This window comes from Pedobacter panaciterrae, from assembly GCF_013204795.1.
Classification (GTDB): Bacteria; Bacteroidota; Bacteroidia; order Sphingobacteriales; family Sphingobacteriaceae; genus Pedobacter; species Pedobacter panaciterrae.
On record NZ_JABMKW010000008.1, the window covers coordinates 299,932 to 318,090 of the forward strand.

The following is an 18,159-nucleotide window of genomic DNA, read 5'->3' on the forward strand; positions in this document are numbered from 1 at the left end:
TAAGAATTAATGTCTCTGCTTAGGGTTATTGTTACGTTGCTGACGGTTGTTATTATTTTGTCTGCCTTTATTGTTATTTCTACCGCGGTTGTTGTTATTTGCAGGTCTGCTTACAACAGGCTTAAATTCAACTTTGTTTAGATTAACATTGTCATCCAGTTCAAGCTGACCACCAGATAGTTCACGTAAATTTTTGAAGATTGTTTCATCAGCTACGCTATCTTTATTCCACGTAACATAAGCCATTTTCATGAAGTTTGCTATGCCTTGTACCATTGCAGCTCTGCGTTCTGGTTCATCAACAGCTTTAGCCTTTTCAATCATTACTTCAACTGTTTTGCCGTAATGCTTGTATTTGATTTTTTGCTGAGGATATCCAATATGGTCAGGTTTTATTAAAGCTGCTTCAGGAGTAGGCTTAGGATAAGGACTATCCACATCTATCTGATAACCGGATATGATGTGTAAATGGTCCCAAAGTTTATGTTTAAAATCGGCAACATCGCGCAAATGAGGATTTAAGAACCCCATTAAGTCGATTACTGCCTGTGCATATTTATTGCGTTCTTCACGATCGGGTAATTCAATAATGTACTTAACCATGTTTTGTACATTACGGCCATATTCGGCCAGAATTAATTCGTTTCTAGTGGTATTATAGTCGAAATTCATTTAATTTATTTCTATGAAGTAGCTGTTCAGGAATAACGGCTAAATTTCAATTTTTATATAATTCTCTTTGTAGATTATTTATAAGCCTTACGATTCTCTGTCTAAGTTAATACAGATTTAGCAAATATATATCTTATTTAACAATTCGCAATTTAGCAAATTTTAATAATAACTGCTTATTACCTAGTCCCTGAAAAAATACAGTAGCTTTTACATCAGGTAATGTACCTTCTAAGGCAACTATTTTACCGAAACCGAACTTTTCATGCTCTACATCCATGCCATTTTGGAATAGATTGGCGGCATCAGGAGCGAAACCAGGAGTAGGTACGTGTGCCTTTGGAAGCAATGAAGTAGTTTTTGGACGAGGAGCAGGGGAGCTGGTTCCTGTAGCTGTACCCGAACCAGAGCTAGACATTGCAGGTTTTGGTTTGCTAAAGCTATCCCTTTGTTGTGTCCAGCTTCTGCGTTCGCCATCAAAACTGTCTTGTCCTAAACTGCTTTTAGCTGGTTTTACCACCTCAATTTCTAAATAGCGGGCATTAATTTCATTTATGAACCTACTTGGTTCGCAATTGGTTAACGTTCCCCAGCGATATCTGGAAGTAGCATATGTTAAAGTCAGCTTTTTCTCTGCCCTTGTTATGGCAACATAAAATAATCGTCGTTCTTCCTCCAGGTCGGTACGTGAGTTTAAACTCATTTGCGAAGGGAACAGGTTTTCTTCTAATCCTACTACAAATACGTTTTTAAACTCCAATCCTTTTGCAGAGTGTATAGTCATTAACGAAACAGTCTCTTTATCTTTTTCATCCTGTCTATCATCATTGGTTAACAATGCGATATCCTGCATAAAAATAGCGAGACTTCTGTCTTCAATATCCTCACGCTCAGCAAATTCTTTGATACCATTTAGTAACTCCTGAATGTTTTCGTATCTGCTGCGTCCTTCAATACTATCGTCAGTATGTAATTCTTTTAATATGCCCGAGTGCTGTGCAATATAGAGTGCGGTTTCGTAAGCATCCAATTTTTTAGATTCTGCAGCAAAGCTTTGTATCAGCATGGCAAAATCATTCAATTGGTTTGCTATTCTTCCTTCTATATACTGTTGCGGACTGCATATTACCTGCCACATGGTGATGTCATGCTTATCGGCGGCAACTATGATCTTCTCAACCGTAGTATCACCAAGTCCGCGACGAGGGTAATTGATTACTCTTTTTATAGCCTCTTCATCACTGGGATTAAAGGTTAAACGGAAATAGGCAATTAAATCCTTTATCTCTTTACGTTGATAGAAGGAGAGACCTCCGTATATTTTATAAGGAACATTGAGTTTCCTTAAAGCCTCCTCCATAGCCCTTGATTGGGCATTTGTTCTATATAGAATGGCAAAATCGTTAAATTTAAGTCCTTTTGAACTGCGATCCTGAACAATAGCTTCGGCAACCAGTTTACCTTCTTCGTTATCTGTAAATGCGCGCTGAACTTTAATTCTATCGCCGGCCTCATTGTCAGAAAATACATTCTTCTCCAGCTGGTTTTTGTTATTTGCGATGATACTGTTGGCAACTTCAACAATGTTTTGAGTAGAGCGGTAATTCTGCTCTAATTTATATACCTGCAACTCAGGATAATCACGTTCAAAGTTTAATATATTCTGAATGTTTGCACCCCTAAAGGCATAGATACTTTGGGCATCATCACCTACAACACATATATTTTGGTATGCAGCAGCCAGTTTTTTTACAATTGTGTATTGCGAAAAGTTAGTATCCTGGTACTCATCAACCATCAGGTATTTAAATTTCTGCTGGTATTTATTTAATACATCCGGATGGTTCTTAAGCAAAACATTGGTTTTGAAAAGTAAATCATCAAAATCCATTGCTCCGGCTTTAAAACACCGTTTGGTATATGTTTCATAAATAGAACCCATTAAAGGGCGTTTATTGCTAACATCTTCAGCCTGAATTTCAGCGCTTTGAAGATACTCTGAATAAGAAACCAGGTTGTTTTTAGCAGATGAGATTCTATTGTAAACAAAGTTGGCATTATACAATTTATCGTCAAGCTGCATCTCTTTTAATATAGATCTGATCAGACTTTTACTGTCGTCCGTATCGTATATTGTAAAGTTAGATGGATACCCGATTTTTTCAGCTTCAACCCTTAATATCTTGGAAAATACGGAGTGAAAAGTACCCATCCAGATGTTTTTTGCTTCTGGGCCAACTACTTTCATAATCCTCTCGCGCATGTCTTTAGACGCCTTATTGGTAAAGGTAAGTACAAGGATATTAAAAGGATCCACACCCTTTTGAATCAGGTGGGCTACTCTATATGTAATTACACGTGTTTTACCGGAACCAGCACCTGCAACTATCATTGCCGGGCCTTGTGTGTTTTCTACTGCTGCGCGTTGTTGGGGGTTTAAACCTGCTAAATAATCCAAAATCCGTTCCTGTTTCTGCTTTTAGGGTATAATACTTAAGATATAATCTTTTTAGGTTACAAAGCTACATTTTTTAGGAGTTGTTTCAAAAAGTATCTGGTACTGTTTCCAATTCGAATTTTACTTAGACAGTGTTTTCAACAGCTCCTTGGCGGGAACAGATTTAACATTTCCATCTTTATCGCCAACTATCAAGTTTTCGTTGTTGGCCGCTGAAGATTCAGCAAGTTTACGAAGCGCCTTGTTAAGTCCTATCATTACCTTTTCAGTGAATGTAGAGTCCTGAATTATATGATCAATATTTTTCATGGCCTTGCTTTATTATTCTATCCCAAATATCGTTATTAAAAACTGTTTTTCCAAAGCTGTCGCTTTTAGCAATAACTTCAGGCATTAAATCCATATTATCAACCAAAGTCCACTCATTACAAATTGGCATATACAATTTTAATAGGTTTTTAATTCCACGGTAATATCTTCTTTTAATTACATCTTCGGGTATATTATGTCCTCCATTACTTACGCGTTTTGCTACCCGTTGTATTGCCATCTGAGGGGAGCTTAACCAAAAATAAAGCAAGCTTATTTCATAGCCCTTTTCTTGTGCTTTCTTAACCATTGTAACGTAACTTCTTGTTGATAATGTGGTTTCAAACGCAAAATCAGCACCTTCATTCATTAATTCCTGGATTCGGCTTAACATTATTCTACCTGCTTCAAAAGCAACACCTTCCGGATTAAAGGGTGAAATTCCTGCTGCTATGTTATCAGCATTAACGAACTCTTTGCAGTTCAGTATTTCTGGTAATATAGTGTAACTAGCAGTGGTTTTACCTGCACCATTACATCCTGCTATAATATATAGATTAGACATGACTACGAAGTTACCAAATATTGAAGAGTTGAGGTATGTTTTGTTGCTTCGTCATCTCGACGATAGGAGAGATCTCTTGACAACGAAGTAGCTGCGTAGCAAGTAGCATAAGCAAGAGATCTCTCCTATCGTCGAGATGACTGCTTTAAGACAACCGCCTTGAAAATATGCTAAATACTTCCCAGGTATCGGCTGTTTCCTATTTTTTTCCTGTTTAATGAGCTGATGCTTACATAAACTTCAAGCCTTTTACCAGCCATTTTCGGATTAAATTTAAAAGTACACTGCTTATCACGACGTTTTATGCCACCAGAAAAACCATCTGTTACATGTAGTTCAGGACAATAAATCACCAGCATAACCTGATCATCAAAAGATGTATTTTTAATCCCATTGTCTAACCAGCTCAGTTTTAAAACATCAGGAGCTTGCAGTTCCATAGCTACTTCTTCAATCATAGGTAAATTGCCTTTACTGATCACAAATTCATGGTAAACTACTGTGTAATTGGGGTGTGTGCCTACAGCAACTTTATGATAATTTTCAGAAAAAGCTGCACTAATCTCTGTTCTTTGCTCTGCGTGATGCATAAAACCTATTGACACATAGGGATGGAAAGGTACCAGCAGTTCATTCATGAACCTTAGTTTTTGCCTGCTTTCTATTTGAGCAGGCGTATTTGATTTCTTGTTTTTTTTCTTTGGAACCTGACGTAAATATGGAATGCCTTTCCATATTCCTCCGATTACTGGGCCTATCTTACCAGATACTGCGCCTAAGATTCCTTTCTTAATTTTTGCCATTGTTTTAATTTTAATAGTGAAACATTTATTTAATTATCTTATTGTACTTTAATACATCTCCGTTTTTCTATCGATTTTTATATCACTCTAAAAAGCGTTTTAAATGATAAAGGTCGTTCAGAGTCGTTTCAAAGTCGTTTATTTAAGCTAGTTGAACCAGACCAAATCAGGCGTCAGTACAACGCTTATAACAATCCAAATCATTTCAGATTCAAAGTAAAACATAAAAAAAATATTATGGCAGTCCCAGGGGGTCCCGGACCCCCTGCTAAAAAGGCTCAAAAATGCAATCAGTTGGCTGGAAACAAAGAAAAATTTTTATTATTTTTTTACTAAAACGAGTAAAATTTAAGCATTTACCAATGTGTTGTGGTTAATTACATCCAATTTTTTTTGGAAACCTCAATCTTATACGTCCAATAGTTTACCAAACTTTTAATGTAGCTGTAGTTTCCATATTTGAAGTGAATTACACCGGCTGCAGTATGGATGATTAAATGCCCCACATCTGCACCTTTATGCCAAAAATATTGTTTGGCAGTTATTGCCTGGATTTTATGTGGCTCAATGATCTCGTGTTCTACGTCCCATATGCCACTTTTTTTAATGATGAAATGTTCATCAACATATAATCTGTGGCGCTTAAATTCGAAATACAGCATTGTGCCAACCACTATTATATAAGGTAAAGCCATAAATAAATAGTTTCTTAGAAGGGGGAGGGCATAGCTGCTTAACAATGCAAATACTGATATTGGAAATACAATCCAGATCATGGTTTGCAGAAAGATGAAACGGTAGTTTGGTTTTAGTTCTGCACCTTTTGTTGGTGCCCTGCTGAGAATCATCTTTAAAACTTCATTACGCTCTGTTTCGCTGCAACCGGGTATTTCTATATCCGATTTTTTACTGTCTTGCTTATCAGCAGAATCAAATGAAGCCTGCTTAATTTTCATGTTCAGCAGATCGAATTTTTTCTGGAAATAATTCTGACTGTATGCACTTAATTGAACTTTATTAGGAGTTAGCAATACATTTTTGTGCGTAAATAAGCCGGAACTGACTGCGAGTGCTCCTTTTTGCTTAATGATTTTAAAGTTGAAATACTTTACAAATGTTCTGACGATGTTTGTTGCCAGGATGATAATTAAAGCAAATGCCACCACAAAACACAAAGAGAAAAGAGTGATACCTTTGCTGAGCATCTTAGTAAATTGTTCCCTTTCTATTTCCAGCGCATCTGTATAGTCTTTAAATAATTGGAAAGCTCCAAAAATAAAACCTGTTAATAATAACAAACTGGCTCCATAGTTAGTGGTTATGCCTATTTTAAGTAGGGTATTGGTGCTTAGTTTAAGGAGAGGAGGAGCTGACTCTACAACCTGATTGTCTGCTTGAGTGTTAACGGTTTCGCTTTCTGAAAGGTCACGACTCAATAGCTTTTGCTTAAGAATAGTCGCTGTAGCATGATCTATAGCTTTAATGCTTGCTTCTTTCTTTTCGCTTCCGGCGGTATCAATTTCCAGGCTATAGACCCCAACAACCTGCTGTAACAGGTTCTGATTTATATTTACCTGCTGTATTTTATTGAGTTGAATAGTGAGGGAGGTTTTGCTGAAAATGCCACTATTGATAATGAATTCTTGCCGCTTCTCATCCAGAAAAAAAGTGAACTTTTGGTAGCTGAAATAAGCAAATAGTGCCAGAACTATTGTTAACAAGCATAAAAACGCAATGAGTATCAATGCCAGGTTGCCCGAATCTTTTGACTTAACTATAATCAGGATAAGAGGAAGTGCCAAAGCTCTAACTACCTTTTGAAAACTATTGGCAAACATGATAATAATGCCTGATGCTGATTGTTTTCGGGGCGCTGAAAAATCGTATGTTATATTAGGTTCTTCAGACATCTTTAATCAGCCTCATTTATTTGCTTCATGAGCAATTCTTTAATGCTTTTTGCATTGTCGATTTCAATTCCGGGAATATGTAAGCTACCCGAACTGCCTCCGGCAGTAAAAATTCTTAATTCGCCTAAGCCGTATATTCTTGAAAATAAGCCTTCGTCTAAAGCAATATGTTGTATTCTGGAAAAAGGAACTATAGTGGTTGATAAGGCGATAATTCCGCTGGTGTATAAAATGTCCTTTTCTCGAACAGCAAATCCGCGTTTTTTAAAGCTGGCTCTGTATAAAATGAATAACAGGACTGCGAACACGATATAAATGCCAATTAATGTATATAAGTAGGCCCTTGCATTGGCATTAAGTATTAGTAGTGTAACCAAACCAGCAGCTAAGACTAATAAGAATATAAAGATATTGATGAGCATTACATTCCAGTACTTGCTGTTTAGTGGGTTTAGCTGTACTTCTTCATATTTGGGTAATGATTCTGTATCTATGGTTTCATTAGTGAATTCCGTCATTCCTGCTTTTTTGATGATGTACTGAACGAAGTTAGGGAATTATTTTTCTTGTCAACAATAGCTATCATGTAAAACAATCAAGTATTTTAAACTAAATAAATTTGAAATAATAGTTGCGAGTGTGTAACAGGATAGTTACCTTTATCGTGAGAGCGTTAATTTAAGGGGGTAAGCAGAAATGTTTATCCCTTTTCTTTTTAACATCATTCTAAAAAAGTATTTCAACCAAGTATAAATTAGCGTCTGCAAATACTACCAACTGGTATAATTTAATTAGTTTTGCTACCACTAACTAAGGACTTTTTTCTGTAGAAAATTGTAAAAAATCCTAACATAAAGGTGCCTTTAAACTAACTTAAAATAAATTCGTAAAAACTAATTTGTTATGCAAGAAATCAAAAAATATGTTGAAGAAAATAAGCAACGCTTTTTAGATGAGTTGTTTGAATTGTTACGCTTCCCATCGGTTAGTGCCGACCCAAAATATAAGGAAGATGTGCTGAAAACTGCTGATTATGTTACCCAAAAACTTAAAGACGCAGGTGCCGATAAAGTAGAGATCTGTGAAACTGCTGGCTATCCAATTGTTTACGGAGAGAAAATTGTTGACGAAAGTCTTCCTACAGTATTAATTTACGGTCATTATGATGTGCAACCTGCAGATCCATTGGAATTATGGAAAACGCCTCCCTTTGAGCCTACCGTGCGCGATGGAAAGATTTATGCCCGTGGTGCCTGCGATGATAAAGGCCAGTTTTACATGCATGTAAAGGCTTTTGAGTTGATGATGAAAACCAACACGCTGGCATGTAATGTGAAATTTATGATTGAGGGTGAGGAAGAAGTAGGTTCTGCAAATCTTGGCATCTTTGTAAATGCGAATAAAGAGCGTTTGAAAGCTGATGTGGTATTGATTTCTGATACTTCAATGATCAGTATGGAGAATCCTTCAATTGAAACAGGCTTGCGTGGTTTAGCTTATATGGAAGTTGAAGTTGTTGGTCCGAACCGCGATTTGCACTCTGGTGTATATGGTGGTGCGGTAGCAAACCCAATTACCATATTATGTAAAATGATTGCTTCCTTACATGATGAAAACAATCACATCACTATACCTGCTTTTTATGATAAAGTAATTGAACTTACGGATGCAGAGAAAACTGCTTTAAATGCGGCGCCATTTGATTTGAAAGAGTATAAAGAGGATCTTGAAATTGCTGCTGAATGGGGTGAGAAAGGCTATTCGACACTTGAACGCACCGGAACCAGGCCTACTTTAGAAGTGAATGGAATTTGGGGTGGTTATATAGGAGAGGGTGCTAAAACTGTACTTCCTTCAAAAGCGAATGCTAAAATTTCTATGCGTTTGGTGCCTCACCAAAGTTCAGATGAAATTGCAGAGATCTTTACCAAGCATTTTGAGAGTATTGCGCCAGACTACGTTAAAGTAAAAGTTACTGCACATCATGGTGGTGAGCCGGTAGTAACACCTACGGATAGTATAGCATACCGCGCTGCAGAGCAAGCCATTGTTGATTCTTTTGGTAAAAAACCTATTCCTACACGTGGTGGTGGTAGTATTCCTATTGTCGCTTTGTTTGAAAGTGCTTTAGGTATCAAATCTGTGCTTTTTGGCTTTGGTTTGGATAGCGATGCGCTGCACTCGCCAAATGAAAAGTATGATATTTATAATTACTACAAAGGAATTGAGACGTTGCCTTTGTTTCATAAATATTTTGCGGAATTGAGCAAAGGGTAACTGGCTTTTTACTTCGGTTTGGTTATTTAATAAAAACACCAATATTCCTTCTCTCCTCGGATTTAGAAATAAAATCCGCATGTCGATCAGGAACATTGGTGTTTTTATTTGAGCATAACATAGAACTCATCATGTTATTATATTAGAGATAATTTAATGTTGAGCCTTTAAATACTTTTGTATTTTTGTCGCATCATGCCGCCAGCACAAAGAAAAACACCCGTTTCGCAAAAGACTTCTATTCCGCGAAAAACTACCGTACCACGTAAAAAGGCCGTTCCCCGAAAAAAGCAAACAAAGAAAAAGCCCTGGTCATTGCAAGTTAAGTTCATGCTTGTTGCGGTGTTGCTGGTTCTTTTATCTCCTTTTTATTACGCATACATTATTAAGGGATTTACTTCAACATGGAGATGGCTAAAGGATTTGGGTGAGGATCCTGCATATCGTACCTATCGCAGCTTTAATATCCGGATACCAAAGGATTACAATATACATGGTATAGATGTTTCCTATTATCAGGGTAAGATAGATTGGAAAAGGGTTAAGGCGATGGAAGAAGATGATGTGCGCGTGCATTTTGCATTTATAAAGGCAACAGAGGGGATGCTTAGTGTTGATCCTTATTTTCAACGAAACTGGCGGGAGGCTGCCAAAGTAGGTATTGTGTGTGGAGCATATCATTTTTTCAGACCTCAGAAATCGGGGAGCTGGCAAGCTAAGTTCTTCCTTCAAACTGTAAAATTCGAGGCTGGGGATCTTCCTCCTGTTGTAGATATAGAACAATTAAATGGTACTTCGCCTGCAAATATGCGAGCGCAACTGAAAGAGTTTGTTTCTTATATAGAGAAAAGAGAGCAGGTAAAACCGATTATTTATACCGGGCTGTCGTTCTATAATGACTATTTGAAAGGATACTTTGATAATTATCCTTTGTGGATTGCCCATTACCATCAACCAAAGCTTAAAGTTAATGAAGCTACCAAATGGTTCTTTTGGCAACACTCTGATAAGGCAAGAATCTCAGGTATTAATCACGCAGTAGATTTTAATGTTTTTAAAGGTGATAGTACAACCTTTTCACAAATGTTGATTAAATAAAATCCTTTCTGTTAATGGTTAGCTTAAGTTATTTAAAAGAAAAATAACTACAGTTATAAATATATAATGAATCATTATTTCTAATATTACTAAAAATTATTTTTAAATATTGGGGGTATGCAGGAGCTGGTCATTCGCATTCGGGAAAATGAGGACGAATCTGCATTTAATGAGCTTTACGAGGGATATGCAAATAAGTTTTTCCGGTTCGCACAATCATTTGTGGGAGAGCGTGAGATTGCAGAAGAAATTGTAAATGATGTGTTGGTAAGGCTCTGGATTGAGCGTAAGGAAAACTTGCGCATCAACAATATGCAGGTCTACCTTTATACATCGATAAAGAATGCATGCTTAAATCATTTGCGTAGCATTACCTCTAAAAAGAATAATGAAATAAAGGTAACTGAAGCGTATTATTTTCATTTGTCGGTTGATCCATCCCAGATTCTGATCAGTAAAGAGTTGTCAGATAATATGCTGAAGGCTATTAACGACTTACCTGCCCGATGCAAACTGATCTTTAAAATGGTAAAGGAAGATGATTTGTCTTGTAAAGAAGTAGCGAGTATTCTTGGGCTTTCTGATAAGACTGTATTTGCACAGCTATCCATTGCACTTAAAAAGCTCGATTCGGCAATTCATAGTAAGTAGGATTGAGATTGCGCACGGTTTAGGTTGAGATAAAGACTTGCGTGGAGATGATGGCTTAAGGATGGTAAAAGCCATTTACAAGAATTTCAAAAATATTTTTATTTCTTTTAGGAATATCGATACCCTCGCGTGTCTTTACCTTAGACACTATTTATATATATGATAAAATCCAGGTTTATTGAATTAATGGCCAAAAGCATATCTAAGTCTTCAACACCAGAAGAATTAGCTGAGCTGGAGGAGTTTTTTATTCATTTTCCGGAATATAGAAAAATGCAGGCTTTTACAGATGCATTGACGACAGAGGAAAAGCAACCAGACACTTTAGTAAAACAAAAAGATATTAATCAAAAAATTGATGGGCTTTGGGATAAAATCAGAACAGAGGAAAACACGATTACACCTGTTAAAGAGGCTAAGATAAGTTCATTAATATATTGGAAGTGGATAGCAGCAGCGTTGGTTGTGGGCGTTTTAACTGTGTTTTTTTTCTATGGAAGAAAACCAACTGTTCCGGATCAGTTTGCAGGTTCAGAAATGCACCGGATCTATGTTCCTTTTGGAAAAACCAGAGACTTGAAATTGTCTGATGGCACAAAAGTTAAATTGAATGCAGGGAGTACGTTTACTTATCCGGAAGTGTTTTCTGCTACAAGCAGAGAAGTGAGCCTGAAGGGCGAGGGTTTTTTTCAGGTAGAAAAAAATCCTAAAAGGCCTTTTCTGGTTCATACCGACAAGTTCATGGTAAAGGTATTAGGGACTGTATTTAATGTTAAGGCCTATGCCACAGATAAAAAGGTTGAAACTACATTGCTTAGCGGAAAAATCCTGGTTGAATTAAATGATAAGCCAGAAAAGAAGATTGTGATGCTGCCTAATGAAAAGCTTACTGTTGCAAATGACCTGGAGCAGGGCAGAAATGCTGATAAAAAAGCAGCCGTACCGGAGTATCAGCTAGAGAGACTATCTGAAGCCAATACACAGGACGTTAAAGAGATTGCCTGGCTGAGCAATAAAATGATTTTTACAAATGAAAGTTTTGAAGAAGTAGGTAAACAGATTGAGAGACGATTTGATGTGAAAATGGTATTTGATAATGAAACCTTGAAAAAAGAAGAAATTAGTGGGGTGTTTGAAGAAGAATCTTTGGAACAAGCACTCTCCTTAATAAAAATGACTACTCCATTTAAGTTCAGAAGGGATAAAGGAGTAGTTCACCTCTCTGCACCTTAAGCAAATAATTAACCAATAATAAAAACCAAATTAAACTAAAAAAATGAAGAAATTTTATCTGACCGATTCCTGAAAATCCACAAATAAATAAGGGAAGAATTGCAGTTCTTCCCCTTAAAAATCCGGATTTAATTCACAAGAGTAAGCGTTGTAATGGACTTACTCTATTCCTTAATTTTCAAAAACAAATGTAATGAAAAAGATTACAAAAGCTTTTGCGTGGCTTTATATGCAACCACCTTTTAAAATAATTTTGCTAATGAAAGGAGCATTATTACTAATTATGTTCACCTGTTTACAGGTTTCGGCGAATGTTTACTCTCAGGAAAAGTTCTCACTTGATTTAAAGCAGACGGAAGTAAGCAACATTCTCACAAAGATTCAAAAACAAAGTAACTACCGCTTTTTTTACAATTATGCCAGCTTAAAGAAGCTGGGTAAAGTAGATTTGCAGGTAAAAGATGCGGGTATCCACGCCATTATGGATGCATTAATGGGCAGTAAATTGCCATATAAAATAGCTGATGATCATGTGGTAATCATTGGTGCGCCAGAAGCCCAAATTGCCATAAAAGGTAAAGTTGTTGATTCAAAAGGAGAGACACTTATAGGGGTTAGTGTTAAATTGCAAGGAACCAATATTGGGGCTACAACTAATGTTAACGGCGAGTTTGTAATTAATGCTCCTGAAAACGGGGTTTTAGAGTTTAGTTATGTTGGCTATGAAAAACAGATTGTTAATATAGCCGGACAAACTAACCTGACCATTACTATGGTTGAAACGAATTCCAATTTGGATGAGATTGTAGTTGTAGGTTATGGTACTTCTAAAAAAATAGATGTTACAGGATCAATTGCCAGTATTAAAGGTAGCGATATTCAGAATTTACCTGTAAGTACAGTTGCCCAGGCATTGGAAGGCAGAGCAACGGGTGTTAATATAGTTCGTAATGATGGAACTCCAGGTGCTGCGCCAAGTATCCGTATCCGTGGTACCGGTACTATAAATGATGCTAATCCTTTGGTAGTAATTGATGGAGTGCCTTCAGGTAATCCTGACGCCTTAAGTGATGTTAACCCTAACGATATCGCTTCAATAGAGATATTAAAGGATGCATCGTCAAGCGCTATTTATGGTACAAGAGCTGCGAATGGAGTAGTTTTGGTCACTACTAAAAGAGGTAGTTACAGTCAGAAATTAGCTACTTCCATCAATGCATATACAGGTGTTTCTAAATCTACCAAGTACATTGACTTGCTTACAGCTCCTGATCTTTATACACTTAAAAGGGAAAGATTTACTAACGATGGGGCTGCTATTGAAGCACCATGGAATGATGCGTATTATTCAACCCAGCGCACAGACTGGCAGAAGGCCATCCTGGGAAGCGGAAAAGTAAATAATATCGATCTTAATCTGCAGGGAGGTAATGAGGTTTCTACCTATTATTTTTCTACTTCTTTTTATGATGAAAAAGGGATTATCGACAAGTCTTACTTTAAACGCTTTAGTACCCGCATCAATTCGGAGCATAAGATTAAACCCTGGTTAAAATTAGGGCAAAACTTGCAAGTAACTTATGGGGAAACCAATGGTTTTAATAATAATGATTCTCAGACAGGCCTTCTCTTTTCTGCGTTAAGGTTTAATCCTGCAATTCCAACAATGAATGATGATGGAACATATGGAACCTCAAAAGCTTTTGCCAACCAGTTAGGGGATATCAATAATCCTTATTCAACTATTCAACAGGCTGATGCTTATAACCGTAAATATAGGGCTATTGCCAATGTGTTTGCAGAGGTGCCAATTTATAAAGATTTAAAATTCCGCGCTAACTATGGTTTCGATGGTACAATTGGCCGCAGTTATTCTTTTAACATAGAAGACAGAATCCAAACAAGAGAAACAACAAGTTCAACATTAACGCAGGCAGAAGCAGAGAATTATTCACACTTGTTAGATCTTGTTCTTACTTACGATAAAGTAATCAGCAAAAGTCATATCACTTTCACTGGTGGATATTCTTCGCAAAGTTTTAGAGGAAGCTATTTCTCTGCTGGCAGAGTGGGGTATGATGATACTTCTAAAGACCAAAGGACTTTAAGAAAAGGAAATGCCTTTTTAACTGCCGATGGTAGTTATGATGATCCGTCGGGCCTGGAATCTGTTTTTGCAAGAGGATTTTATGATTACGATGGCAGATTTTTAGCAACCCTGACTTTTAGAGCAGATGGTTCATCAAAATTTGCTGCCGGAAACCGTTGGGGTTACTTCCCTGCATTCTCTTTAGGGTGGAGAGTATCTAATGAGAAATTCATGAAAGATGTGAGCTGGATAAGCAATTTAAAGATCACCGGAGGATGGGGAGAGCTGGGTAACCAGAATATACGTGGTTTCCAGTACGCGAGTTCGATAGTTGTGGGGAATACTTATGGTACAAATGGCTATACTTTTGGAGGTTTTGGAGTTAATGGTTCGGCAGTAACAATAACTGCAAATCCGGATATCACCTGGGAGCGTGCAGCCATGACCAATGTGAGTTTGGAGGCAGGCTTTTTAAACAATAAGTTAAGCACTACAATTACCTATTTTGATAAAAACACCAATAAAATGCTTGTGCCTGCTTTATTGATAGGAACAGCGGGAAGAGTAACTGCTCCTGACATTAATATTGGTAACATGAATAATCGTGGTATAGAGGCAGAGGTGAACTACCAATCGGGTGATACCTTTAAATACTCTTTTGGACTTAATGGCTCATTCATCAAAAATGAAGTAACTAAGCTTTATGGCTTAAATGCCTTTATTCCTTCTACAGTTTATGGCCGTTCTAGTCAGGAAATTTCAAGAACCTATGAAGGCCAGTCTATAGCTTCTTTTTATGGATGGAAAACAGCAGGACTGTACCAAACTCAGGCTGAGGTTGACAATGATCCTTATTTGAAGAATGATTCAAGAAAGGGTGCTATAAAGCCAGGAGATGTTCGTTTTGTTGACATTAACGGAGATGGTATGATTGATGGAGCAGATAGAACCTATCTGGGAAACCCTAATCCAAAAGCAACTTTGGGCTTTCAAACCACGCTGTCTTACAAAGGATTCGACTTGTCGGCAAACGTAACAGGCGTATTTGGAGTGAGCTTGTATAATGCAGACAGGATGCAAGGCACTGATCCAACCTATTCTTTTAATCTTTATGCAGAAACATTAAATAGATGGACAGGGCCGGGAACGAGTAATTCAATACCAAGGATGTCACTTGATCGTGCAAATGAGAACTATCGTACTTCAGATCTGTTTGTTGAAAATGGTAACTATGTTAGCTTAAAGAATTTAACAATAGGCTATACACTGCCTGATTTTATTGTGAAAAAGGCCACTTTTAATAGCTTAAGGCTATATGTGACTGGTCAGAATTTATTCATGATTACCAATTATTCGGGTTATACTCCTGAACTGGGATATACAAATGGCAATAGACAAAGAGGCGTTGATGTTGCTCAATATCCATCTGTACGCTCGTTCACATTTGGTTTAACCCTTAAAATCTAATCACCATGAAAACAAAATATATCATATATACATGTCTATTTGTAGTGGCTTTTTCCACTGCATGTAAGAAAAATCTGGACCTCACTCAGAAAGGGGTTTACAATACAGATAACTATTTCAGAAATGAAACCGATGCTGTAAATACAATTTCTGGTATTTATAACTTATTAGCCCAAGAAGATTACATTTCTCATGCTGAAACTACATTTGATGTAGCATCAGATGATTACTGGCGTTCAGGAGATCATGCTGAGGATGAAGCAATAGAGAATTTGACTTACAATGCATCGAATGCACAGATAAATTTTAGCTGGACCTATAAATATGAGACGGTGAACCGCTCAACAAATGCGATTATCAACATCCCAAAAATCACTGATATTACTCCAGCTATAAAAGACCGTAGCATGGGAGAAGCTTATTTCTTCAGGGCGTTTGGCTATTGGAGATTAATGGTAATCTATGGCGAGGTACCAATTGTTAGTGAGGAAGATTACGCTAAGAGTAACTTCAACATACCAAAATCTTCAATTGAGGAGGTTCGCAAACAAATTGAAGCAGATCTTTTGAAAGCTGTAGACCTTTTACCGGAAAACTATGGCGCTGCGGATTTTGGAAGGGTGAGTAAGGGAACGGCTCTAGGGTTGTTAACTAAATTGTATATGTATTGGGAAAAGTTGCCGGAAGCAATTACAACCGGTGAAAAGTTAATAAACAATAGTAAATATGCATTGGCAGCTACTTATGCAGAGAACTTTACGAGAGCTAACAAAAACAGTACTGAGCTCCTGATGTCTGTACAAGGATTACAGAATGTGATGTCTAATGATTATACAGTTTATTATATTCCAAGAGCCTGGGGAGGATACGGATTTAGTCAGCCATTAAAAGGACTCGCAGATGAATTTGAATTAAACGACCCACGTAAATCTGCTACATTATTAAGCGTAGGAGATAAGATAGATTTAGGGGATGGCAAAGGTGATACTGAGTTTACATCAGATTTGTCATCAACCGGATTTAGCTTTCGTAAGTACGCGGTGTTTTTTCCGGCCGGTTCTTCGGAAGGAAATGGTGTAGACCATAATTATGCAGTTCCGTTAATGCGGTCGTCTGATATTTATCTTTTAGTTGCCGAAGCAAAGATCCGTACTCAGGGCGCTGGAGCTGGTGATGCATTGATTAACCAGGTAAGACGCAGGGCATCAGTATTATTACCCCCTGTTGTAAATGCAGGAATGAAAGAATTGATTCATGAAAGACGTGTTGAATTGGCAGGAGAAGGCGAAAGACATCAGGATTTGATGAGATGGGATAAAAAGAACTTAGTTGATATAGCGGCAATATATAATCTGGCAAAATCAAAAGCTCCGGTAGATCAGGGCAAAACAGTGACTTTTGTGCGTCCTAAGCATTATTATTATCCAATTCCTCAGGTTGAGATAGATAAAAGTAACGGTGTGTTAAAACAAAATCCGAATTACTAAACTCATTTATGCAAGAAAGATTTGCCACCCTGGATATTTTTAGAGGAATGACCATTTGTTTTATGATCATTGTAAATTCTCCAGGTTCAGGAGCCCCACAGTGGGCTCCTTTAGATCATGCCGCATGGTTTGGCTTTACGCCAACTGATCTGGTTTTTCCATCATTTCTTTTTGCAGTTGGTAATGCATTGAGCTTTTCAAAAAAGAAATTTGAAAGTGATAGCAGTTTTTTGATGAAGATATTTAAAAGATCTGCAATTATCTTTTTACTGGGTTATTTAATGTACTGGTTCCCATTTATGCATAGAGACGATGGTAACTGGGTGTTTAACGAGATTAGTAATACCAGAATAATGGGAGTATTACAGCGTATAGCACTTTGTTATTTGTTTGGGGCGCTAATTGTTCATTATTGCTCAAAAAAATCTGCCCTGATCATTTCAATAGCCCTGCTTTTAGGTTACTGGGTATTTTTATTGCTGTTTGGAGAACAAGGTCAGGAATATACCATGCTCGGTAATGCGGGTACTCGTTTGGATATTTTTATTTTGGGTGACGCTCATTTATATCATGATAAAGGAGGGCCAATTGCATTTGACCCTGAGGGGCTGCTTAGCACGCTAACAGGTATTGTTAATGTGATCGGTGGATATTTGGCAGGAGCCTATATTCAGGAGAAAGGAAGAAATTATGAGTCTGTGGCTAAGCTACTGCTTGTTGGTGCCTTACTTATTTTTCTTTCATTGTTTTGGGGACAATTTTTTCCAATAGCAAAAAAGCTTTGGACCAGCTCATTTGTGTTGCTCACAGTGGGTTTGGATCTGGTGATCATAGGGGTTCTTATTTACTTTATAGAGATAAAGAAGATCAACTTTGGGAATAATTTTTTTCTGGTATTTGGGAGGAACTCTCTGGCTATTTATCTTTTGTCGGAACTCTTGCTGGTCGTTTTTCAGTTAATATGGGTAAAACCGGGGCTGAGCTTTTACAACTGGATCAACAACGTTTTTTATCAACCTTTATTTCCCGGAGCGTTTGGGACGCTGGTTTTTGCGCTGAGCTTTATGATGGTTTGCTGGCTGGTTGGGTATATAATGGACAAAAAGAAGATCTATGTTAAAATCTAAGTATGACCTAAAA

At 37.3% G+C, this 18,159-nt stretch carries 14 protein-coding genes; 7 read left to right on the forward strand and 7 right to left on the reverse strand.

The annotated features are described in order from the left end of the window. Positions 1-6 precede the first annotated feature (6 nt). The 7 genes from HQN86_RS03400 to HQN86_RS03430 form a co-directional block, all read right to left on the reverse strand. Positions 7-672, reverse strand: a complete 666-nt coding sequence (locus HQN86_RS03400) for a DUF4290 domain-containing protein (protein WP_172659624.1) — start codon at positions 670-672, stop codon at positions 7-9. Between the two features lie 133 nt (positions 673-805). Further along, the gene (locus HQN86_RS03405) at positions 806-3,130 is read right to left on the reverse strand and encodes an ATP-dependent helicase (RefSeq protein ID WP_172659625.1); all 2,325 of its coding nucleotides are present in this window, start codon (positions 3,128-3,130) and stop codon (positions 806-808) included. Between the two features lie 120 nt (positions 3,131-3,250). Then, positions 3,251-3,439, reverse strand: a complete 189-nt coding sequence (locus HQN86_RS03410) for a hypothetical protein (protein WP_099437195.1) — start codon at positions 3,437-3,439, stop codon at positions 3,251-3,253. After that, positions 3,426-4,004: a zeta toxin family protein gene (locus HQN86_RS03415; RefSeq protein ID WP_172659626.1), complete on the reverse strand. Its 579-nt coding sequence runs from the start codon at positions 4,002-4,004 to the stop codon at positions 3,426-3,428. The genes HQN86_RS03410 and HQN86_RS03415 overlap by 14 nt, the downstream gene beginning before the upstream one ends. A gap of 170 nt (positions 4,005-4,174) precedes the next feature. Next, the gene (locus HQN86_RS03420) at positions 4,175-4,807 is read right to left on the reverse strand and encodes a DUF6266 family protein (RefSeq protein ID WP_172659627.1); all 633 of its coding nucleotides are present in this window, start codon (positions 4,805-4,807) and stop codon (positions 4,175-4,177) included. A 377-nt stretch (positions 4,808-5,184) separates the two neighbouring features. Then, positions 5,185-6,717 (reverse strand): PH domain-containing protein, encoded by a 1,533-nt coding sequence (locus HQN86_RS03425; RefSeq protein WP_172659628.1) that lies wholly within the window; start codon positions 6,715-6,717, stop codon positions 5,185-5,187. Positions 6,718-6,719: 2 nt separating this feature from the next. Further along, positions 6,720-7,235: a PH domain-containing protein gene (locus HQN86_RS03430; RefSeq protein WP_172659629.1), complete on the reverse strand. Its 516-nt coding sequence runs from the start codon at positions 7,233-7,235 to the stop codon at positions 6,720-6,722. A 385-nt stretch (positions 7,236-7,620) separates the two neighbouring features. On the opposite strand from HQN86_RS03430, the gene HQN86_RS03435 reads away from it, so the two are divergent. The 7 genes from HQN86_RS03435 (at position 7,621) to HQN86_RS03465 (ending at position 18,146) form a co-directional block, all read left to right on the forward strand. Beyond that, positions 7,621-8,994, forward strand: coding sequence for a dipeptidase (locus HQN86_RS03435; protein ID WP_172659630.1), 1,374 nt, complete (start codon positions 7,621-7,623; stop codon positions 8,992-8,994). 195 nt (positions 8,995-9,189) lie between these two features. Beyond that, positions 9,190-10,092: a glycoside hydrolase family 25 protein gene (locus HQN86_RS03440; protein WP_172659631.1), complete on the forward strand. Its 903-nt coding sequence runs from the start codon at positions 9,190-9,192 to the stop codon at positions 10,090-10,092. Positions 10,093-10,209: 117 nt separating this feature from the next. Then, positions 10,210-10,743, forward strand: a complete 534-nt coding sequence (locus HQN86_RS03445) for an RNA polymerase sigma-70 factor (RefSeq protein WP_172659632.1) — start codon at positions 10,210-10,212, stop codon at positions 10,741-10,743. A gap of 159 nt (positions 10,744-10,902) precedes the next feature. Then, entirely contained in the window at positions 10,903-11,976 is a 1,074-nt protein-coding gene (locus HQN86_RS03450) for a FecR family protein (RefSeq protein WP_172659633.1), read from the forward strand. Positions 11,977-12,169: 193 nt separating this feature from the next. Beyond that, positions 12,170-15,532: a SusC/RagA family TonB-linked outer membrane protein gene (locus tag HQN86_RS03455; protein WP_172659634.1), complete on the forward strand. Its 3,363-nt coding sequence runs from the start codon at positions 12,170-12,172 to the stop codon at positions 15,530-15,532. A 5-nt stretch (positions 15,533-15,537) separates the two neighbouring features. Next, on the forward strand, positions 15,538-17,019 hold the full coding sequence (locus HQN86_RS03460; protein ID WP_172659635.1) for a RagB/SusD family nutrient uptake outer membrane protein: 1,482 nt from the start codon (positions 15,538-15,540) through the stop codon (positions 17,017-17,019). A gap of 8 nt (positions 17,020-17,027) precedes the next feature. After that, positions 17,028-18,146 (forward strand): acyltransferase family protein, encoded by a 1,119-nt coding sequence (locus HQN86_RS03465; RefSeq protein WP_172659636.1) that lies wholly within the window; start codon positions 17,028-17,030, stop codon positions 18,144-18,146. Positions 18,147-18,159 lie beyond the last annotated feature (13 nt).